The organism is Rathayibacter sp. AY1F6 (genome assembly GCF_002932035.1).
GTDB lineage: Bacteria > Actinomycetota > Actinomycetes > Actinomycetales > Microbacteriaceae > Rathayibacter.
The window spans coordinates 1-21337 of sequence record NZ_PSVD01000002.1 but is presented as its reverse complement, the minus strand read 5'-3'; the positions used below and the strand labels follow the sequence as shown (position 1 = coordinate 21337).

Below are 21337 nucleotides of genomic sequence, written 5' to 3'. Positions count from 1 at the left end.
CTCGTCGCGATCCCGGATCCGACGGGCCGACCGTTCTCCCGAGTCCCCGCACTCGCCACCACTGCAGACGGAGCATCCGTGACCCAGCCCCACGACGGCCTCCTCCCGCGCTTCGCCGTCGGCGTCGACATCGGGGGGACGTCGATCAAGGCGTCTCTCGTCGACGTCACCACCGGTGAGCGGGCGGCTCGGCGCTTCGCGGTCGCGAACCCGCTGGGCAAGGAGCCCGAGGACTTCGCCGAGGCGATCGCCGGCATCGTCCGCGACGTCTCGCCGATCGCGGGCACGCCCGTCGGCGTCGGCTTCCCCGGGATCGTCCGCGGCGGCGTCGTCCGCCAGACCACCCACGTCTCGCAGCGCTGGGTCGGGCTCGACGCGCAGGCCCTCCTCTCGGAGGCGACCGGGGTCGACGTCGTCGTCGTCAATGACGCGGACGCGGCGGGGGTCGCCGAGCGCGAGTTCGGCGCGATGCGCGGACGCGAGGGCCTCCTCCTGCTGACCACCCTCGGCACCGGCATCGGGACGGCGCTCGTCCACGAGGGCGTGGTGATCCCCAACTCCGAGCTCGGGCACCTGCACATCGACGGTCCCGACTTCGAGCCGCAGGTCGGCTTCTCGGCCGTCCGCCGCGAGGGCATCAGCCTCGAGGAGTGGGCGGGTCGCCTCAGCGTCTACTACCGGCACCTCGAGATGCTGCTCTCGCCGCAGCTGTTCGTGATCGGCGGCGCGGCGGCGCACGTCTTCGACGAGTTCGCCCGCTTCCTCGACATCGGCACCGAGATCGTCCCCGCCCGCTTCGGCAACGACGCCGGATTCACGGGCGCCGCGATGGTCGCCGTCTCGCCCGACCGCCTCGCTCCCTGGTACCGCTCCACTCGCGGCGCCCGCCTCGACCCCGGGGCCCCCGCCATCGCCGACTGACACTCGTCCCTGCACCGAGGGAGCCCCGACCCGTCGAGGTCTTCCGGAGGCGCTGGGTCCCTCGACGGTCCGGGGTTCCCTCAGCGGGCCGACAGGCCGCGGTAGACGGCGTCCAGCCGGGCGGCTGCGGCCGGCCAGGAGTGGGCGGCCGCCCAGTCGACGCCGCCGCGGCCGAGGCGCGCCAGCTCACCGGGCGAGCCCAGCAGGGTCAGGATCGCCTCAGCCCACGCCGCGGGGGAGTCTGAGTCGAGCAGCACGCCGCTCCCGCCGTCGCGCACCGCGTCCACCAGGCCGGTCGTCCTGCGTGCGAGCACGGGAGTGCCGCTGCCGGCCGCCTCGAGCGCGATGAGCCCGAAGGTCTCGGCCGCCGAGGGCACGAGCGCCAGCTGCGCGCTCCGGAGCCGCTCCGCCACCCGGTCGCGGTCGGCGGCCCCCTCGATCAGCACTCGATCTCCCAGCGGAGCCGCCGCGGCGCGCACCGCATCGAGGTACGACTCCCGGCCCGGTGCCGCCCCTCCCACCAGCCGCAGCACCGGCCGCTCCGCCGGCGCGATTCTCGCGAGCGCCTCGACCGCCAGCAGCTGGCCCTTGAGCGGCTGCACCCGGCCGACCAGGACGACTCCGGAGCGCTCGCCGCCGCCGGGACGGAACCGCGCGTCGACTCCGGGCGGCACCACGACGACCCGGTCCGGATCCGCGCCGTACCCGCTGACGACGTCCTCCCGCTCCGAGGCGCCCGCCACCACGATCGCATCGGCGGAGGCGAGCACGGAGCGCTCCGCGTCGATCCGCTGCTGCGGCTCCGCGACGTCGCCCGGGGCGAGCCGGGCGTTCTTCGCGAGCGAGCCCGAGTGCATCGAGTGCACGTGCGGCCTGCCGGTGAGCGCCCCCGCGAGGCCCGACACCCAGTAGTGCGAGTGCACGACGTCGGCCCCCTCCGCGGCGCGCGCGAACTCCGGCGCCGCGGCCGCCAGCGCGTACTTGTCGCCCGCCGGCACCGGCACGCCGACCACCCGCACACCCGGCGCGAGCATCCGGACGCCCTCGCCGCGGGTCAGCACCTCGATCTCCCAGCCGAGCGCAGCCAGCTCCGGGAGCACCGCCGCGAGGTACACGTTCATCCCGCCCGCGTCGCCCGTCGACGGCTGCTCGAGCGGGGAGGTGTGCGCCGAGACGACGGCCAGACGGGGCATCCCTCCATCGTAGGGACGGCCGTGCGTCCTCCACGGATCCCGGCCCGCGGCTCGCAGCGCCTCCGGAATCGGGTTGAATAGACGGATGCGCTCGTTCGAGCGCGGAGAGCGTGAGGTCCATGGCCCGCCAGAGTCCCCCCGGTGAGGTGCTGCCGTCGGCCGCACCCGGGCCGGTGACCGCCGGCCACGAGCCCTTCTCCGAGCAGGACATCCGCGCCCTCGTCGGAACCGCCGCCGTCGAGAAGGGCACCGCGTACGCGGACGAGGGCCGCGTGCGCGAGCTGCAGTGGTTCGGCGGCCGCACCCGCCTCTTCGGCCAGGTCCGCGGATCCGGGCGCTCGCCGTACGCCGTGAGCGTGCAGCTCCGCGACGAGGGCGAGCACTGGACCCTCCTCGGCGGCGCCTGCAGCTGCCCGGTCAAGCACGAGTGCAAGCACGTCGCCGCCGTCCTGATCGAGGCCCTGCGCCGCGAGCGCGAGGGCGGAGTGGCCGGTCCCTTCCCGGGCGAGGCCGCTGTCGACGCCGTCCCGGAGTGGCGCAGCGCGCTCGCCCCACTCCTCGCCGGCGCGGAGCGCTCGCACACCGGCATCCCGCTCGGCCTGCAGTTCGAGCTGCTGCCCGGCGAGCCCGTGCGTCGCCCGCCCGGCCGCTACAACTCCTACCGGCCGCCGCCCGAGCCGCGCCCGCGCCTGGGCGTGCGCCCGGTGCGGATGGGCGACCGCGATCGTTGGGTCCGCACCGGCACCAGCTGGCGCGACCTCGGCTACCTGCACTACAGCCACGACTACGACGAGCGCCAGATCGACGTGATCCGCGAGATGCAGGGCCTGCTCTCCGGGCACAGCGCCTCCAGCTACTACTCGCCCGACACCTGGCTCTACCTCGACCAGTGCCGGAGCGAGGCGATCTGGGCGGCACTGCACGGCGCCGTCCGCGCGGGCATCGGCCTGGTGATGGGCGACCGCGACCAGACGCCGCTGAAGATCCTCGACACGACGGCCACCGCCTCCATCGACGTCACGCGCACCGCCGCCGGCCTCGAGCTGCGCTCGCTCGTCGCGATCGGCGACCACCCGGCGCCCGAGGAGTTCGGCTTCATCGGCGACCCGGCCGTCGGCCTCTACACGTGGGAGGGCGGCGACGAGATGCGCGCCCGCCCGGTCACGCTCATCCCGTTCGCCGCGCCGCTGCTGTCCTCCGCGCGCACGTTCCTCTGGAGCCGCGAGGCCATCCGCATCCCGGTCGCCGAGGAGTCGGCGTTCCTCACCGAGCACTACCAGCGGCTGCACCGGCTGTTCGACATCGTCTCCCGCGACGGCTCCTTCGAGGCGCCCGCGGTGCCCGAGCCGCGCCTCGGCCTCACCCTCGAGCACACCGACGGCGCGGGCCTGCGCGGCTCGTGGTGGTGGCGCTACGGAGTGGAGGGGGCGCGCGGCGGCGTGGACGCCGAGCGGCTCCCGCTGCGGGTCGGCGAGGACGCCGGCTACCGCGACCCCGAGGCCGAGCAGCGGATCCTCGACTCCCTCGTCGGAGCGGGTCTCGACCCGGAGTCGACGCCCGCCCTGGTGTCCCCGTCGAGCAGGCGCCTGCGCCCCACCTTCGACCTGCGCGGCATGCAGACCGTCGGCTTCCTCACCGGCGAGGTCGAGCGGCTCCGCGAGCTCGGCACCGTCGAGATCGAGGAGATCGGCGAGCGCGTCGAGTACCGCGAGGCGCAGACCGCGCCCGTGGTCGCCGTGCAGACCGTCGCCCAGCCCGACAGCCGCGACTGGTTCAACCTCGAGATCTCCGTCACCGTCAACGACGAGGCGGTCCCGCTGGCCGAGATCTTCCTCGCGCTCGCCCGCGGCGACGAGTACATGGTGCTGCCCAGCGGCGTCTACTTCGCCCTGGACGACGAGCGGTTCGGCCGCCTCCGCGAGCTGATCGCCGAGGCCCGCGAGCTCTCGGACGACCCCGGCGAGACCCTGCGGATCAGCCGGTTCCAGTCCTCCCTCTGGGACGAGCTGGTCGAGCTGGGCGTCGTGGAGGCGCAGGCCGCCGCGTGGCGCCGCTCCGTGGAGGGGCTCTCCGGCTTCACCGCGACCGGTGCGCTGGAGTCGCGGGTCCTGCCCGAGGGCTTCGCCGTGGAGCTGCGGCCCTACCAGCAGCTCGGCTACGACTGGCTCTCGTTCCTCTACGACAACCAGCTCGGCGGCGTGCTCGCCGACGACATGGGCCTGGGCAAGACCGTGCAGTCCCTCGCCCTGGTCACCCGGGTGATGCAGGAGCAGCGCGCCGCGGCCGCGGAGGCGGGCACCTCGCCGCGCCCGTTCCTCGTCGTCGCGCCCACCAGCGTGGTGCCCAACTGGGTCGGCGAGGCCAAGCGCTTCGCCCCGGACCTCCGCGTCGTCGGGATCGACGAGACGTCGAAGAAGAAGCGGAAGGCGCTCTCCAGCGTCATCGGCGAGGCCGAGCTGGTCGTCACCTCCTACGCCCTGTTCCGGCTCGACTACGAGTCGTACTCGGGCATCCAGTGGTCGGGGCTCCTCCTCGACGAGGCGCAGTTCGTCAAGAACCGCCAGTCGGCGACGCACCAGCTCGCGCGCCGGCTCGACGTGCCCTTCAAGCTCGCCATCACGGGAACGCCGATGGAGAACAACGTGATGGAGCTCTGGTCGCTGCTGTCGATCGTCGCTCCGGGCCTGTTCCCCTCGCCCGCCGGGTTCGTCGAGTTCTACCAGAAGCCGATCGAGCGCGAGGCCGACAGCGAGAAGCTCTCGCAGCTGCGGCGGCGCATCCGCCCGCTGATGCTGCGGCGCACCAAGGAGCTCGTCGCCAAGGAGCTGCCGCCCAAGCAGGAGCAGACCCTCGAGGTCGAGCTCGGCCCGAAGCAGCGGAAGGTCTACGACACGTACCTGGCGCGGGAGCGGCAGCGCGTGCTGGGCCTGATCGGCGACTTCGAGAAGAACCGCTTCGCGATCTTCCGCGCGCTGACCGTGCTGCGCCAGGTCGCGCTCGACGCGGCACTGGTCGACGAGGCGCACGAGAGCGTGCCCTCGACCAAGCTCGACCTGCTCGACGAGCTGCTGGGCGACGCCCTCGGCGAGGGGCACCGCGTGCTGGTGTTCAGCCAGTTCACGCGGTTCCTCGGCCGGGTCCGCGGCCGGCTGGACGCGGCGGGCATCGAGTACGCCTACCTCGACGGAGCGACGAAGAAGCGCGACGAGGTCATCGAGCGGTTCCGCTCGGGCGCGGCGGGCGTGTTCCTGATCTCGCTCAAGGCCGGCGGCTTCGGGCTCAACCTCACCGAGGCCGACTACTGCATCCTGCTCGACCCGTGGTGGAACCCCGCCACCGAGTCGCAGGCGGTCGACCGTGCGCACCGCATCGGCCAGACCCGCTCGGTCATGGTCTACCGCCTGGTCGCGAAGGACACGATCGAGGAGAAGGTGATGGCCCTCAAGGAGGCGAAGGCCGCGCTCTTCGCCGCGGTCATGTCGGACGACGGCGCGGCGGCCACCGGCGGGATCACCGCCGAGGACGTGCGCGAGCTGCTGGGCTGAGCGCCGCCGCTACTCGCGCACCTGCTCCAGCAGGGTCGTGACGGCGGCGCGGGTGTCGGCCGCGAGTCGTCCGAGGCGGTGCGCGGCACGGATCGACACCGGCCGGTACGGGTGCACGAGCCGCCGGGCCGCCGTGCAGGGCAGCGCGAACGCCGCGACGACGCCCGCGTCGATCCCGTCGAGTCCGCCGTCGTCCCGGCCGAAGACGAGCTCCCGGCCCTCGCGCGCGAGAGCCTCCGGCAGGTCGGCCTCGCCGATCGGGAGGCGCAGCACGGCGAGCAGGCCGGCCGCCTGCACCCGGCGCGGCAGCGGGCGTCCGAGGCGTCCTGCCGCGTGCACCGTGAAGAAGTCGGCCTGCCGCTCCAGGATGCCCGTGACCGTCTCGGCGAGGCGCTCCATCTCGGGGTGCAGCGAGAGCCGGGCGAGCCGGCGGTAGCCGTGCACCGCGACCCGGGCGTCCACCGCGAGGGCCAGCGCGACGGGGCCGGCGAGGGAGGCCGCGGCGCGGTCGAGGAGCGGGCGCGACCTCACCGTCGGCTCCGGCGGGCGGATGTCGATGCCGCGGATCTGCGGCGAGGCCGCGAGCACGTCGCCCAGGGCGTCGGCGATCCGGTGCCGCTCGGCGGCCCAGACGGACGCGAACGCGCGGACCTGCTCGTCGGGGTGGGCGCGCGCGAGGGGGAGCACCCGGGCCACGGTGGCGTGCTCGATCGCCCGCAGGTACGCGGTGGCGACGATGGCCTCGCGGTCCAGCGGCACCTCCTCGAACTCGCGCACCGAGAAGTGCTCGCGCAGGGCGCCGTGCGCGCTGCGGTGGTGGTCCTCGAGGTCGAACGGTTCCGCGATGCCCACGTCGTGCTCCTCCGCTAGTCCGGTCCCTCCATCCTGGGCCCCCGGTGCGAGAGGCGGAAGAGCACGCGCCCATCCCTGGGACACTGGGAGCCGGTCATCAGGCGGCCGGGGGAGCGGGGCGGGATGAGCGGGGCCCGGACCTCGGCGATCGGCGCCGTCCTCCTCGCCGCCGTCTGCTTCGGCACGACGGGGACCGCCCAGGCCCTCGGAGCGGCGGGCGTGGATCCGCTCCTCCTCGGGGCGGCGCGCATCGTCCTCGGCGGCGCCCTGCTGGCCGCTCTCCTCGGCGTGGAGGCTCTGCGCCGGCGGAGCCGCTCCCGCCCGACCCGCGCCGTCGTGCTGCTCGTCGTGCTCGGAGCGGTCGGCGTCGCCGCGTACCAGCCCGCCTTCTTCACCGGCACCGCGCAGAACGGAGTCGCGGTCGGCACGATCGTCGCCCTCGGCTCCGCTCCCGCCTTCACCGGCCTGCTGGAGTGGCTCGTCCTGCGGACGACCCCGAGCCCGCGCTGGTTCGCCTCGACCGCGCTCGCCGCGGTCGGCGTGGTGCTCCTCAGCGGAGGCGGGTCCGGCGGCGTGACACTCCCCGGCCTCGCCGCGTCGGCCGGTGCAGGCGCCTCCTACGCGCTCTACGCCGTCTGCGGCAAGCTGCTGCTCGAGCGCGGGCTCAGCCCCGTCGCCGCCATGGGAGCCCAGTTCGGGGCCGCGGCGCTGCTGGCGCTCCCGTTCCTGCTGCTGGGCGATCCGTCGCGGCTCTCCGGCTCGATCCCGGCCGTGCTCTGGCTCGGAGTGGTGACGGTCGCCGTGGCCTACACCTTCTTCGCGCGCGGCCTGCGAGCGCTTCCCGCGGCGACCGTCTCGACGCTCACCCTCCTGGAGCCGGCGACCGCGACCCTCCTCGGCGTGGCGGTGCTGGGGGAGCGCCTGACCGCGGGAGCCGTCCTGGGCGTCGCCGTGCTGGTGGCGGCGGTGCTGCTGCTGGCGGTGCGGGGGCGCGGCCGTTCCGGTGCGCGGAGAGAGGCGCCGGCGCGCTCCGCGGAGTAGCGTCGAGTCCCACCGACCCGACGACGAGGCGGAGCGCATGACCAACCCGTGGCTGGCCCGCCCTGGCAGCGGTCGGCGGCGCGCGCTGGTCGAGGAGTCGTGGGAGCGCGCACGGCGGCGGCGCCTCGATCCGGACCGGCTGACGGCACCGCTCTCGTTCTCGGGCGACAACCTCCGCGAGTACCGCACCGGGCATCCGCTCGCCTCGGTCCTCCCGGTGATCCGCCGCCTGCTGGTGCGGGACGCCGACGAGGACAGCGGCGTGCTGGTCGCGGTGGGCGACGCGCTCGGGCGGCTGCTCTGGATCGACGGGGACCAGCACCTCAAGAGCCTCGCCGAGGGGATGTCGTTCGTCGAGGGCGCGGCGTGGGCCGAGCCCGACGTCGGGACGTCCGCGCCGGGGACGGCCCTCGTGCTCGATCACGGCGTGCAGATCCACGGCGCCGAGCACTTCGCCTCACTCGTGCACCCGTGGAGCTGCACCGCCGTCCCCGTGCACGACCCCGAGACGCACGAGATCCTCGGCGTGATCGACATCACCGGCGGCGCCGACGTCGTCGCCCCGCAGACCCTCCCGCTGATGGAGGCGACCGCCGCCGCCGTCGAGAGCGAGCTGATGGTGCAGCGGCTCCTCCGCCCGCGGCGGCCCGCTGCACGGAGCACGGCGGCGGCCCGGGCGCCGAGCCTGCGGGTCCTCGGGCGCGAGACGGGCCTGGTGACGGCCGCCGGAGCGACGCTCGAGCTCAGCAGCCGGCACGCCGAGATCCTGACCCTGCTCGCCTGGCACCGGGCCGGGCTCTCGGCCGAGCAGCTCGCCCTCCTGCTCCACGGCCGGGACGACGCGGTGGTCACCGTCCGCGCCGAGATGGTGCGGCTGCGCCGCGCGCTCGAGCCGACCCTCCCGCGCCTGGTGCCCCTCTCGCGCCCCTACCGCCTGGCGAGCCCGGTCGACCTCGACGCCCGCCAGGTGCTGGGCCTGCTCGACCGCGGCTCCCACCGCCTCGCCCTGGACGCCTACCGGGGCGCGCCGCTGCCCTCGTCCGAGGCGCCGGGGATCCGGGCGATCGCCGGCGAGCTGCGCCTGCGGGTGCGGGCGAGCGTCCTCGCCGATGCGGCGCCCGCGACCCTCCTCGCCTGGGCGGAGGGCCCTGACGGCCGCGACGACGCGGAGGTGTGGCGGGAGCTCCTGCGCGTCCTCCCGCCCCGCTCGCCCCGGCGTGCCGGTGTCGCCGCGCACCTCGAGACGATCGAGGCGGAGCAGTGCTGAGCCGTTCCGGTCGCTCCCGGGAGTGCCGCCGGAGCCGTCCGGCCGCGGAGCCGCCTCGCTAGCCTCGACGCATGAGCACCCTCGCGCCACCTCCCCGGGCCCTCGCGAGCGGAGTCGCGGGGGGCCTGCTCCTGATGGCGGTCTTCACGATGTGGTGGGCGAGCGACACCACGGTCGGCTGGCCTGCACCTGCGGCGACGACCGCCGTGACCCTCTGCGCGCTCGCGGCCGTGGTCTTCGCCGTGCAGGCCGTCCGCCTCCTCGTCGCCCGGCGGAGGATGGCGGTGGAGCTCACCGACGCCGACCACGCGGCGAAGCCGAACGGCGTGCTGTTCGGAGCGGTCTTCGCCGCGGAGGGCGTGCTGATCGGTGTCGCGGTAGGCGTCCTCACCGGCACCGGGCTCGACCGCTTCCTCGTGCCGGCGATCGCCGTGATCGTGGGCCTGCACTTCTACCCGATGGCGAGGATCTTCGGCCGAACCCTCGACCTCTGGCTCGCCACCTGGACGACGCTGGTCGGAGCGATCGGAGTCGTCGTGGTCCTCGTCGACGGCTCCGCCTGGCCGCAGGTGTGGTCCTGGGTCGGCGCGGGGGCCGCAGCGGCCACGGTGACCTACGGCGTCTACATGAGCCGGATCGCCCAGCGCCTGCTCGCGAGCGTCTGAGGTCCGGGCCGCGGGGCCCTCCTCCTCGGGCGGCCGCGTCTCCGCCCGGCCGGTCCGGTCTCCGTCCTCGCCGCTCCCGCCAGTGCGTCGACCCGTGCAACGTCGTGCAACCCCCCGCGACGTAGCGTCAGGACCGGGCGCCCACCCCGCGCCCACGACAACGACGTCGATGGAGGTCCACATGACGCTGTACGCCGACCAGGTCGCCGAGCAGGCACCGCAGGAGCCCGGTTCCACGGTCTACGCGAATCCAGGCACGGAGGGATCCGTCGCCTCCTTCCGCTCGCGCTACGACCACTACATCGGAGGCGAGCACGTCGCCCCCGCGAGCGGCCAGTACTTCGAGAACATCACCCCGATCACCGGGAAGCCCTTCTGCGAGATCGCCCGCGGCACCGCCGCCGACGTCGACCGCGCCGTCGAGGCGGGCTGGAAAGCGTTCGCGAGCTGGGGGAAGACCAGCCCCGCCGAGCGCTCGAACATGCTCCTGAAGATCGCCGACCGCATGGAGGCGAACCTCGAGCTGCTCGCCGTCGCCGAGACGTGGGAGAACGGCAAGCCCGTGCGCGAGACCCTCGCCGCCGACATCCCCCTCGCCATCGACCACTTCCGCTACTTCGCCGGAGCGATCCGCGCGCAGGAGGGAGGCGTCTCCGAGATCGACCACGACACGATCGCGTACCACTTCCACGAGCCGCTGGGCGTGGTCGGGCAGATCATCCCCTGGAACTTCCCGATCCTGATGGCCGTGTGGAAGCTCGCACCGGCGCTCGCCGCGGGCAACTGCGTGGTGCTGAAGCCGGCCGAGCAGACGCCGGCGTCCATCCACGTGCTGCTCGACCTGATCGGCGACCTCATCCCCGCCGGCGTGCTCAACGTCGTCAACGGATTCGGGTTCGAAGCGGGCGCCCCGCTTGCCTCCCACCCGCGCATCCGCAAGATCGCCTTCACCGGCGAGACGACCACCGGCCGCCTGATCATGCAGTACGCCAGCGAGAACCTCATCCCGGTGACGCTGGAGCTGGGCGGCAAGAGCCCCAACGTGTTCTTCGCCGACGTCGCCGCGGAACGCGACTCCTTCTACGACAAGGCGCTCGAGGGCTTCTCGTTCTTCGCCCTCAACCAGGGCGAGGTCTGCACCTGCCCGTCGCGGGCGCTCGTGCAGCGCTCGATCTACGACGACTTCGTCGGAGACGGCCTCGAGCGGGTCAAGCGGATCAAACAGGGCAACCCGCTCGACACCGCCACGATGATCGGCGCCCAGGCCTCGAACGACCAGCTCGAGAAGATCCTCTCCTACATGGACATCGGCAAGCAGGAGGGAGCGAAGCTGCTCATCGGCGGCGACCGCGCCGACCTCGGCGGCGAGCTCAGCGGCGGCTACTACGTCAACCCGACCGTGTTCGAGGGCCGCAACTCGATGCGCATCTTCCAGGAGGAGATCTTCGGACCCGTCCTCGCCCTCACCTCCTTCGACGACTTCGACGACGCGATCGGCATCGCCAACGACACCCTCTACGGCCTCGGCGCCGGAGTGTGGAGCCGCAACGGCGCCCAGCTCTACCGCGCCGGCCGGGCCATCGAAGCCGGCCGCGTCTGGTCGAACACCTACCACCAGTACCCCGCGCACGCGGCGTTCGGCGGCTACAAGCAGTCGGGCATCGGACGCGAGAACCACAAGGTGATGCTCGACCACTACCAGCAGACGAAGAACCTCCTCGTCTCCTACGCGGAAGGACCGATGGGCTTCTTCTGAGCTGGTTCGCACGGGCTCCTCGTTCCTCGTCGCCCGTGCCGCGGTCGGCTCGCCGACGTGGCCGGGTGGGGAGGAGCGGGGAGCGTTCGCACCGAGACGGATCCGCTGGCACGCGGATCCGTCGTTCGGTGCTGGTTGGCACGGGCTCCTCGTTCCTCGTCGCCCGTGCCGCAGTCGGCTCGCCGGCGTGGCCGGGTGGGGAGGAGCGGGGAGCGTTCGCACCGAGACGGATCCGCTGGCACGCGGATCCGCCGTTCGGTGCTGGTGTGCACGGGCTCCTCGTTCCTCGTCGCCCGTGCCGCGGTCGGCTTGCGGAGGTGGCCGGGTGGGGAGGAGCGGGGAGCGTTCGCACCGAGACGGATCCGCTGGCACGCGGATCCGCCGTTCGGTGCTCGGCCCTGCGGGCGAGGCACCTGGCGGCGCGCGGGAGAACGGTGCTCGGCCCTTCGGGCGAGGCATCGGACGAGGGGGCGCCCCCTCATGTTGATCGAGTAGTCCGCGCAGCGGCGTATCGAGACGCCGCCCGGAGGAGCGTCCGCCGTCAGCGGTCGGGCGCACACAGACATTCCGCACCACGAGCGAAGGAGCACCACCCATGACCTCCACGAGGGTCGACGTCACTGCGGAGGCGGCCGGCATGCTCCGCCAGATGACGGCGCTGCACGGGCCGCTCATGTTCCACCAGTCGGGCGGATGCTGCGACGGCAGCTCCCCGATGTGCTTCCCCGCCGGGATGTTCCGCACCGGCGCCTCGGACGTGCTCGTCGAATCGCTCCGGCTCGACGGCCTGGACCCGATCGACTTCTGGATGTCCCGCTCCCAGTTCGAGTACTGGAAGCACACCCACCTCACCGTCGACCTCGTCGACGGACGGGGCAGCGGATTCAGCGTCGAAGCCCCCGAGGGCAAGCGCTTCATGATCCGAAGCCGACTGCTCACCGACGACGAGCTCGTCGAGTTCGGGCTCCTCCCCGCCGGCGCCGTCGGGCACTGAGCCGACTTCCCTGAGCCGTTCCCCTGACCCGTTCCCGTCGCAGATCCTCGCCGACCGGCGACGTCCCTGACCTGCGGTGTCAGCCGCCCGGAGCGGGAGCGGGCGGCGCCTTCCCCGTGCTCAGCTGCACGCCCACCACCGAGCCCTTGTCCACGCGGGTGCCCGCGGCCGGACCTGTGCCGGCCACGGTGTTCATCGGCTGCGTCGAGTCGACCTGCGACGTCGCTCCGGGAGTGAGCCCTGCGGCGGTCAGCGCCTGCGCGGCGGAGTCGCTGGTCCGGCCCGACAGGTCCGGCACGGTGACCTGCGGCGCCGCGACGAGCGACTGGTCGGCCTGCGGGAAGTCGGAGCCGCCGTAGCGGGAGTCGATCGCCGTCATCAACGGCTTCCAGATCCGGTGACGTGCCGAGGGCGCCCAGCCGCTGTCGAAGTCGATCGAGTCGAGGTTCACCCTCGACCCGTCCGCGCGTGCCGAGATGCTGCCGACCCAGACCGCGAGGGAGGTCTCGGTCGAGGCCCCGATGGCCCAGGTGTCGGCGGAGTTGTCGGTGGTGCCCGTCTTGGTGATGTGCTGGATGCCGTTCTTCGGATCGTCCTCGACGCCCGTGCCCTCGGCGGTCACCTTGAGCATCGTGTACTGCATCGCCGACGCGACCCTCGACGACACCGCCCGGCTGCAGGTCGTCTCCACCGGCTCGATCTCGCGGCCGTCGGCTGCGACGATCGCCGTGATCGCGACGGGGGTGCAGGTCGTGCCGTTCTCGGCGATGCCGGAGTAGGCGGTCGCCATGGTGAGCGGTGCGATCTCGTTGGTGCCGAGGACCGCTCCGGGCGACTGCACGAGCGCGGTCCCGTCCGCGCGGTGCACTCCGAAGGCCTCGGCCTGCTTGCGGATCTCGCACTGGTCGAGCAGGTGCGACATCCCGGTGAAGCCCGTGTTCAGCGAGTAGATCGTCGAGTACAGCGCCGTCTGGGTGTCGGTGTAACCGCCGTCGCCGGCGTTCTTGGGGTTGTAGGAGTCGTAGTCCCAGGTGCCCTCGCAGCTGTCGGCGAAGCCGGTCCAGTTCTTCTGCTTCGAGTCGAACTGCTCGAGCAGGGTGTGCCCGCGGTCGAGCCACTCGGCGAGCGTGAACACCTTGTAGGCGGAGCCGGTCTGGAAGCCGTTGCCGCCGCCCGCGGACGCGTCGACGTTGAGGTTGATCGCCGAGAACTCCGGCCCGCTCGCGATCACGTCCGGGTCCTGGCTGTAGCGCTTGTTCTGCACCATCGTGAGGATGCGCCCGGTGCCGTTCTGGACGGCGACCGCCGTCGCCCCGACGTCGAAGCGCGGATCGGAGGAGGGGACCTGCTCGTCCATCAGCTCCTGCGCGGTCCTCTGCAGATCGAGATCGATCGTCGTGTAGACCTTGATCCCGCCCTGCTTGATCGCCGCGTAGCGCTCGTCGTCGGTCGCTCCGAGCGCCGGGTCGTCTCGGAGGACGTGGGTCACGTAGTCGCAGAAGTAGGCCGCGCTGCCGGCCGTCTGGCAGCCGGTGGACGGCGGGGTGAGGTCGGGGGTGATCGCCTCGGCGGCCGCGGCGTCGTGCGCGGCCTGGTCGATGCTCCCCGTCTCGAGCATCCGGTCGAGGATGTAGTCGCGCCGCTCCCGGGTCTGCGCGTAGCCGTTCGCCTCGCCGTTGGCCGTGTCGTCCGGACGGTCGAAGCGGAACTTCTCGGGGTTGTTCACGATGGCCAGGAGCGAGGCGGACTGCGCGAGGGAGAGGTCGGCCGCCGGGATGCCGTAGTAGTACTCCGCCGCGGCCTCGATGCCGTAGACGGTGCCTCCGAACAGCGCGATGTTGAGGTAGCCGAGGAGGATGTCGTCCTTCGAGGACACCTTCTCGAGCCCGATCGCGAGCCGCATCTCCTTGAGCTTGCGCTCGGCCGTGGTCGCCGTCGCCTCCGCGTACGCGCGGTCGCGGTCCGCCTCGTCCGGGATCGACTCGGCCTTCTGCACCAGCACGTTCTTCACGTACTGCTGCGTGATCGACGAGCCGCCCTGGGTGTCGCCGTCGAGGAGGTAGGTGCTGGCGATGGCGCGGAGGGTGCCCTGCAGGTCGATCCCGCCGTGGTCGTAGAAGCGCGGGTCCTCGCTCGCGACGAGCGCGTCCTTCACGGAGTCGGCGATCCGGTCGGCCGGCACCTCGATCCGGTTCTGGTCGTAGAAGGAGGCCAGCAGCGTCGGATCGTCCGGGTCGCCCGCGTAGACGTCGCTCTTCTGCATCAGGCGCCCGACCTCGAGGTAGCTCGGGAGGGACTGGAACGCCGAGATGGTGCCGGAGGTCGCCGCGCCGGTGAGCGCGGCGGCGGGGGCGACCACGAGCGAGGCGAGCAGACCCGCCAGGACGCTGACGATCACGAATCCGAACAGCGCGCCGAGAGCCCCGTGGACGGTTCGACGGGGCTGGAAGACGGGGACGTTCGGTCGCTTCAGGATGGATCCTCTCGCTGCACCAGCACCCTAGGCGAGGCCTGCGACATCCCCGACGAGGCGCGCCACGGCCGCGCCGGACGCCCGTCCGCCCGGAGTCGGCGCGACGGCGCCCGCGCAGGCTCGGCGCCATGACAGCAGAGGGGGCCGACCCCCGGAGGGGTCGGCCCCTTCACGGGACGGGCGACGTCTCTACTCGATCAGGTCGCCGTTCAGGTCCGAGATGTCGTTCGGATTGGCCGGAGCCTTGCCCGTGCTCACCTGGAGGGGGATCACCCCGCCGGCGACCGCCGTCTCCTCCGCGCTCGGCGTCGTCGACACGACGGAGCCCTCCGGGATCGTCGCGGAGTCGACCGACTCGTGCATCCCGACGACGAAACCGGCGGCGGTGAGGATCGCCGTGGCGCTCTCGACCGTCTCGCCCGTGACGTCGGGGACCTCGGAGTTCGCCGCCGATCGCGGCGAGTACGCGAGCATCGAGGCCGGCGGTGCCGTGAAGTCGTCGCCGCCGTACTTCTCGTCGAGCGCCGTCATGATCGGCTTCCAGATGGCGTGCCGGGCGTTGGAGGCGCGGATGGTGCCCTTCTCGCCCGTCAGGCTGATGAAGCGCAGGTTCTGCTTGGTGTTGTCGGCGAAGCCGTTGATGCTGCCGACCCAGACCGCCAGGGAGGCGGCCTTGCTGGCGCCCGCCGTCCACACGTCGGCGGCCTCGTCGGTGGTGCCCGTCTTGCCGATGTGCTCGATCCCGTCGAAGGGGTTCGAGGCGTAGGCCGTTCCGGAGGTCATCACCCGCTGCATCGCGTACTGCATCCCTCGGGCGACCTCGGGCGACACGGAGGGCGTGCACGCCGATGCCGGGGCGGCGACGGCGTTGCCCTCGCTGTCGGTGATCCGATCGATGACGATCGCCGAGCAGGTCGTGCCGTCGTTCGCGATCCCGGCGTAGGCGTTGGCCACCGTCAGGGGCGCGATCTCGTTCGTCCCGAGGACCGAGGCCGGCCCGTTGGCGAGCTCGCGGCCGTCGGCGCGGTGCATCCCGAAGGACTCGGCGGTGGTGCGGATGTCGCAGAGGTCGAGCTGCTGCGCCATTCCCATGAAGCCGGTGTTGATCGAGTTCGTGGTCGCGCCGAGCGCGCTCATCGAGCTCGCGTCCTCCGACGGGTCGTCGTTGCGAGGCGAGAACTTGCCGTAGTAGCCGCCGTCGCCCTCGACGTTGCACTTCTGGGGGTAGGAGCTGAAGCCGGAGGTGGGGGAGGCGAACGACTCGTTGACGGTGTGCCCCGCCTTCAGCCACTGCGCCAGCGTGAACACCTTGTAGGTCGATCCGGTCTGCACGCCGGAGCCGCCGCCCATGCTGAGGTCGACGTTGAGGTTGATCGCGCTGTAGCCGGGGTTCGCGGCGAGGAACTGCTCGTCCTGGCTGTACTGCGTGTTCTGCACCATGGAGAGCACGCGGCCCGTCTTCGCCTCGACGGAGGCGGCCGTCGCGCCGACCTGGAAGCGCGGGTCGACGGAGGGGATGTAGGCGTTGAGCGCCGCCTGCGAGACCTGCTGGATGTCGAGGTCGAGGGTCGTCACGACGTCGAAGCCGCCCTGGCGGATGCGCTGGTAGCGCTCGTCGTCGGTCGCCCCGAAGACGGAGTCGTTGCGGAGGACGTTCAGCACGTAGTCGCAGAAGTACGCGGCGTTGCCGGCGGTGGTGCAGCCGGTCGAGGGCTCCGTGATGTTCGGGGTGATCGGCTCGGCGACGGCCGCGTCGTGCGCGGCCTGGTCGATCCGGCCGTGCTTGAGCTCCTCCGACAGGATGTAGTCGCGGCGCTCCTTGGTGGCGGCGTAGCCGTTGGCGGCGCCGTTCGCCTCGTCGCCCGGGTTGTCGAAGCGGAACTTCGCCGGGTTGTTCACGATCGCCAGCAGCGCGGCCGCCTGCGAGGTCGAGAGCTGGCTCGCGGGGATGCCGTAGTAGTAGTTCGCCGCGGCCTCGATGCCGTAGACGGTGCCCCCGAAGAGGGCGATGTTGAGGTAGCCGAGCAGGATGTCGTCCTTCGACGCCTCCTTCTCGAGTCCGATCGCGAGGCGCATCTCCTTGAGCTTGCGCTCGGGGGTCGGGTCCGTCGCCTCCTGGTAGGCCTTGTCGCGCGCGGCCTCGTCGGTGATCGACTCCGCCTTCTGCACCAGGACGTTCTTGACGTACTGCTGCGTGATCGACGACCCGCCCTGCAGGTCGTCGCCCGTCAGCGTGACGGCGATGGCCCGGAGCGTGCCCTGGAGGTCGATGCCGCCGTGCTCGTAGAAGCGCGGGTCCTCGCCGGCGACGGCGGCGTCCTTCGCGGACTGCGCGACGTCGTCCCAGCCGACCTCCACGCGGTTCTGGTCGTAGACGGAGGCGAGGAGGGTCGTCCCGTCGCTCGCGTAGACGTTGGTGCGCTGCATCAGCTGGCCCACGTCGAGGTAGCCCGGCAGGTTCTGGAACATGCCGATCGTGTTGCTCGTCGCCAGGCCCGTCAGCGCGAGAGCCGGCGTGACGCCGACGGTGATCAGGACGCCCGCCACGGCGCTCATCCCGATGAACCCCATGACCGCCCGCAGCGACATCCCGAGCGGCCGGACGGAGCGGCGGGATGCAGTGGGAAGTGCCATGGAGCGGTCGTCCTTTCGACGCGGCGCCGGGCCGCGGAGATGTGAGGGAGGGTGGCGAGAAGCCTCGCGAGCAGTCGCGCGATCCCCCGGGTTCATGGTACGTGACGGGTGCGCCCGCGGGGCGTCCTCCTCCCGGTGGAGATCAGGAGCTGGCGGGTGATGCGCAGGAGCGGGCGCGTCCGGGGTGCTGACCTCGGGTCGATGCATCCGTATCGTGGGGGGAGCGCCGCTCCGAGGGGCGCTGCAGCACCCGTTCCACCCACCGCTCCGGGGCCCCGGGCGGCCGGCCCCGGCAGAAAGCGCACACCATGGCACGCATCCACGACGACGTGACCCAGCTCGTCGGCAGGACCCCTCTCGTCCGCATCAACCGGCTGGAGGGCGCCGACCAGGCGACGGTCCTCGCCAAGCTCGAGTTCTACAACCCTGCGAACAGCGTGAAGGACCGCATCGGCGTCGCCATCATCGACGCGGCCGAGGCCTCCGGCGAGCTGCACCCCGGCGGGACGATCGTCGAGGGCACGAGCGGCAACACCGGCATCGCGCTCGCGATGGTGGGCGCCGCCCGCGGCTACAAGGTCGTCCTCACGATGCCCGAGACGATGTCCGTCGAGCGCCGGGTCCTCCTCCGCGCCTACGGAGCCGAGATCGTGCTCACCCCCGGCAGCGAGGGCATGCGCGGAGCGGTCGAGCGCGCCCGCGCGATCGTCGACGAGACCCCCGGCGCGATCCTCGCCCGCCAGTTCGAGAACGCCGCCAACCCCGAGGTGCACCGCCGCACCACCGCGGAGGAGGTCTGGGAGGACACCGACGGCGAGGTCGACGTCTTCGTGGCCGGCATCGGCACCGGCGGCACCATCACCGGAGTCGGCCAGGTGCTCAAGGAGCGCAAGCCCGGTGTGCAGATCATCGGAGTGGAGCCGATCGACTCCCCGCTCCTCACCCAGGGCACCGCCGGTCCGCACAAGATCCAGGGCATCGGCGCCAACTTCGTCCCCGCGATCCTCGACCGCGAGGTCTACGACGAGATCATCGACGTGACGCTCGACGACTCCGTGCGGGTGGCCCGCGAGATGGCCGCGCAGGAGGGGATCCTCGGCGGCATCTCCTCCGGCTCGATCATGTGGGCCGCGCTCGAGGTCGCGAAGCGCCCCGAGAACGCGGGGAAGACCATCGTCGCCATCGTCTGCGACTTCGGCGAGCGGTACATCTCGACCGTCCTGTACGAGGACCTCCGCAGCTGAGCCCCTCGAGACGAGGCGGGACGCCCCGCTCCGGACGCGACGGTCGGCCGGAGCGCCGCGTCCCGTCCGGACCGGAGCGTCCCGGGCTCCTCGCCCTGCTCCGCGAGGACGTCCGCACCGCCCGGGAGCGCGACCCCGCCGCCCGGAGCGCGGTGGAGGTCGTCCTCTCCTACCCGGGAGTGCACGCGGTCTGGGTGCACCGCGTCGCGCACGCCTGGTGGCGGCGGGGCCTCCGCCTGCCCGCCCGGCTGCTCAGCCAGGCGGCGCGCGCGGCGACCGGAGTGGAGATCCACCCCGGTGCGACCATCGGCCGGCGTCTGTTCATCGACCACGGCATGGGCGTCGTCATCGGCGAGACCGCGCGGATCGGCGACGACTGCATGCTCTACCACTCCGTCACGCTGGGCGGGAGGTCGGCCCGGCGCGAGCGTCGGCACCCCACGCTCGGCGACCGGGTGGTCGTCGGCGCCGGCGCGGTCGTCCTGGGCCCGCTCGTGCTCGGATCCGACGTCAGCGTGGGCGCGAACGCCGTCGTGGTGAAGGACGCGCCCGACGGGGCGGTGCTCGTCGGCATCCCGGCCCGCGATCTGCGCGATCAGGGCGGGGAGGAGGACCCGCTCGCCGAGTCCGGCCGCTCCACCGGCCCGGCGGGACGCGTCTAGCCGGCGACGCTCAGTCGTCGCCCCTCGGCGAGATGTCGCGCGGGGCGCTCTTGATCTGCGCGAAGGCGTCCAGTGCGTGCGCCCGCGTCTCCTTGAGGTCGACGAGGGGCGCCGGGTAGCCGTCCGCGCCTCCGGTCAGCGTGTCCCCGAGCGTCCACGGCTCGTGCACGGCGGCGCCCTCGACTCCGCCGAGCTCCGGCACGTTGTGGCGGATGTACTCGCCGGCCGGGTCGAACTTCCTCGACTGCGTGACCGGGTTGAAGACCCGGAAGAACGGCGACGCATCGGCTCCCGAGCCCGCGACCCACTGCCAGTTCGCGGCGTTGCTCGCCGGGTCCGCGTCGACCAGGGTGTCCCAGAACCACTCCTCGCCCACCCGCCAGTCGACCAGCAGGTTCTTGATCAGGAACGACGCGGTCACCATCCGGACCCGGTTGTGCATGTAGCCGGTGCTCCAGAGCTCGCGCATGCCGGCGTCCACCAGGGGGTAGCCGGTGCGCCCTTGGTGCCAGGCGTCGATCGCCTCCTGGCCGGGGCGTCCCCACGGGAAGGAGTCGAACCGGGTGTCGAAGTTCGCGGTCGCCAGATCCGGCCAGTGGAACAGCAGGTGGTAGCAGAACTCGCGCCAGAGCACCTCGGAGAGGAACCGGTCGCTGCCGTCGCCGCGGTGCAGGCCCTTCGCGTGCGCCTCCTCCAGGGCGTGCCACACCTGGAAGGGGCTGATCTCGCCCCACCTCAGGTGCGGGGAGAGGTTCGAGGTGGCGTCGTCCGCCGGCCGGTCGCGACCGTCGGCGTAGTCGTCGAGCTGCTCCGCGAGGAACGCGCGCAGCCGGTCGGCCGCCGCCTTCTCGCCGGGGACCCAGCGCTCGCGCAGCCCTCCCGCCCAGTCGGGACGCGTGGGCAGCAGCTCCCAGTCGTCGAGGGAGTCGGAGGCGATCTCTCCCGTGACGCCGTCGAGCGAGCGGGGGCGGGGGAGCGGCGCGCGCGGCGTCGGCTTGGCGCGGCAGGCGCGGGCGAAGGGCGTGTAGACGGAGTAGGGGCCGCCGGCGCCGGTCTGCACGGTCCACGGCTCGAACATCAGCGAGCCCTGGTGGCTCTCGGCCTCGAGGCCGCCGTTGCGGAGCGATTCCTTCACCGCCGCGTCGACGGTGCGCTCGGCCCTCCCGTAGCGGCGGTTCCAATGCACGGCTCCGGCGCCGATCTCCTCGGTGAGCTGGAGGACGACGGCCTCGGCCGGCCCGCGGCGCAGGATCAGCGGGGCGCCGTGCTCGCGCAGGTCGGCGGCGAGGGCCGCGAGGCTGCCGTGCAGCCACCAGCGGGAGGCGCCCCCGAGCGGACGGATGCCCGCCGACTCCTCGTCGAGCACGTAGCAGACCGCGACGGGGCCGCCACGGTCGATCGCGGCGCGCAGAGCGGGGTTGTCGGCCAGGCGCAGATCGTCGCGGAGCCAGACGAGGGTGGGGGAGGTGTCACTCATGGTGACCCCCATGATCCGCGAGTCCCGCGCAGCGGCGAAGACCTGGCCGGTCGCTGCGGCCCGTGCTAGCGGGGACGGATCAGGAGGAGGCGATGCCGTCGCGGAGCTTGTCGCAGAGCGCGGTCAGCTGCTTCAGCTCGTCCTCGTCGAGGACGCCGCCGACCTGCTCCGAGATGGTCCTCATGTGGGTGAGCGCGACGCGGCGGAAGAGCGCGTAGCCCTCGTCGGTGATCGCGATGATCGTGCCGCGGGCGTCCGCCGGATCCTCACTCTTCTCGACGCAGCCGCGGGCGGCGAGCCGGTCGATCAGCCTGCTGACGCTGGGCTGCGTCAGGAGGACGTGCCGGTTCAGGTCGCGCAGCCGCGCGCGCCGACCGGGCTGCCGGGTGAGGTTGAAGAGCACGTCGTACTCGTTCATCGAGATCTCCCGCGAGGGGAACTCGGTGCTCAGGGTGCGCATCACCTGGACCTGGGCGCGGAAGAGCGACTCCCAGGCGGCGACGGCCTCTCTCGACCCCACTGGTCCTCCTTCACGGCGCTCAGGAAGCGGTTCCCTGACATCCAGACGCCGTACAGCCTACGCCGGGGTGCTGGGAGGAGGGGAGTCGGAGGA

Annotated in this window: 15 protein-coding genes; 9 read left to right on the top strand and 6 right to left on the bottom strand. The window is 72.6% G+C overall.

Going from position 1 to position 21337, the window contains the following annotated elements:
• Positions 1-78 precede the first annotated feature (78 nt).
• Positions 79-921, top strand: a complete 843-nt coding sequence (locus C5C44_RS02240) for an ROK family protein (protein WP_258066624.1) — start codon at positions 79-81, stop codon at positions 919-921.
• 80 nt (positions 922-1001) lie between these two features.
• On the opposite strand, the gene C5C44_RS02235 is transcribed toward C5C44_RS02240, so the two are convergent.
• Entirely contained in the window at positions 1002-2114 is a 1113-nt protein-coding gene (locus C5C44_RS02235; RefSeq protein ID WP_104262389.1) for a glycosyltransferase, read from the bottom strand.
• 119 nt (positions 2115-2233) lie between these two features.
• Between C5C44_RS02235 and C5C44_RS02230 the strand changes: the two genes are divergently transcribed.
• Positions 2234-5659 (top strand): DEAD/DEAH box helicase, encoded by a 3426-nt coding sequence (locus C5C44_RS02230; protein WP_104224188.1) that lies wholly within the window; start codon positions 2234-2236, stop codon positions 5657-5659.
• A gap of 9 nt (positions 5660-5668) precedes the next feature.
• On the opposite strand, the gene C5C44_RS02225 is transcribed toward C5C44_RS02230, so the two are convergent.
• Positions 5669-6511: a hypothetical protein gene (locus tag C5C44_RS02225; protein WP_104225933.1), complete on the bottom strand. Its 843-nt coding sequence runs from the start codon at positions 6509-6511 to the stop codon at positions 5669-5671.
• 123 nt (positions 6512-6634) lie between these two features.
• Here C5C44_RS02225 and C5C44_RS02220 point away from each other — a divergent pair, with 123 nt between their 5' ends.
• The 5 genes from C5C44_RS02220 to C5C44_RS02200 all read left to right on the top strand — a co-directional run bounded on the left by C5C44_RS02220 (position 6635) and on the right by C5C44_RS02200 (position 12234).
• Positions 6635-7552 (top strand): EamA family transporter, encoded by a 918-nt coding sequence (locus C5C44_RS02220; protein WP_104335192.1) that lies wholly within the window; start codon positions 6635-6637, stop codon positions 7550-7552.
• 37 nt (positions 7553-7589) lie between these two features.
• Positions 7590-8819, top strand: a complete 1230-nt coding sequence (locus C5C44_RS02215) for a GAF domain-containing protein (protein WP_104335191.1) — start codon at positions 7590-7592, stop codon at positions 8817-8819.
• Positions 8820-8890: 71 nt separating this feature from the next.
• A complete protein-coding gene (locus C5C44_RS02210; RefSeq protein ID WP_104335190.1) occupies positions 8891-9484 on the top strand; it encodes a hypothetical protein in 594 nt (197 codons plus the stop codon).
• A gap of 181 nt (positions 9485-9665) precedes the next feature.
• Complete coding sequence (locus tag C5C44_RS02205; RefSeq protein WP_104226069.1) at positions 9666-11240, top strand: aldehyde dehydrogenase family protein; 1575 nt, start codon at positions 9666-9668, stop codon at positions 11238-11240.
• Between the two features lie 595 nt (positions 11241-11835).
• Positions 11836-12234 carry a DUF779 domain-containing protein gene (locus C5C44_RS02200; RefSeq protein ID WP_104335189.1) on the top strand — a complete coding sequence of 133 codons (399 nt, stop codon included), beginning with the start codon at positions 11836-11838 and terminating at the stop codon, positions 12232-12234.
• A 79-nt stretch (positions 12235-12313) separates the two neighbouring features.
• On the opposite strand, the gene C5C44_RS02195 is transcribed toward C5C44_RS02200, so the two are convergent.
• Together C5C44_RS02195 and C5C44_RS02190 are read right to left on the bottom strand one after the other, a co-directional pair.
• Positions 12314-14632 (bottom strand): transglycosylase domain-containing protein, encoded by a 2319-nt coding sequence (locus tag C5C44_RS02195; RefSeq protein WP_104335188.1) that lies wholly within the window; start codon positions 14630-14632, stop codon positions 12314-12316.
• Positions 14633-14896: 264 nt separating this feature from the next.
• The gene (locus C5C44_RS02190; protein WP_159939720.1) at positions 14897-17341 is read right to left on the bottom strand and encodes a penicillin-binding protein; all 2445 of its coding nucleotides are present in this window, start codon (positions 17339-17341) and stop codon (positions 14897-14899) included.
• A 308-nt stretch (positions 17342-17649) separates the two neighbouring features.
• Between C5C44_RS02190 and cysK the strand changes: the two genes are divergently transcribed.
• Together cysK and epsC are read left to right on the top strand one after the other, a co-directional pair.
• Positions 17650-18585 carry a cysteine synthase A gene (gene cysK / locus C5C44_RS02185; protein WP_104237779.1) on the top strand — a complete coding sequence of 312 codons (936 nt, stop codon included), beginning with the start codon at positions 17650-17652 and terminating at the stop codon, positions 18583-18585.
• 95 nt (positions 18586-18680) lie between these two features.
• On the top strand, positions 18681-19247 hold the full coding sequence (gene epsC / locus C5C44_RS02180; protein WP_104262415.1) for a serine O-acetyltransferase EpsC: 567 nt from the start codon (positions 18681-18683) through the stop codon (positions 19245-19247).
• A 10-nt stretch (positions 19248-19257) separates the two neighbouring features.
• On the opposite strand, the gene C5C44_RS02175 is transcribed toward epsC, so the two are convergent.
• Together C5C44_RS02175 and C5C44_RS02170 are read right to left on the bottom strand one after the other, a co-directional pair.
• Positions 19258-20724, bottom strand: a complete 1467-nt coding sequence (locus C5C44_RS02175; protein ID WP_104335187.1) for a deoxyribodipyrimidine photo-lyase — start codon at positions 20722-20724, stop codon at positions 19258-19260.
• A 79-nt stretch (positions 20725-20803) separates the two neighbouring features.
• Complete coding sequence (locus C5C44_RS02170; RefSeq protein ID WP_104247054.1) at positions 20804-21184, bottom strand: MarR family winged helix-turn-helix transcriptional regulator; 381 nt, start codon at positions 21182-21184, stop codon at positions 20804-20806.
• Between the last annotated feature and the right edge of the window lie 153 nt (positions 21185-21337).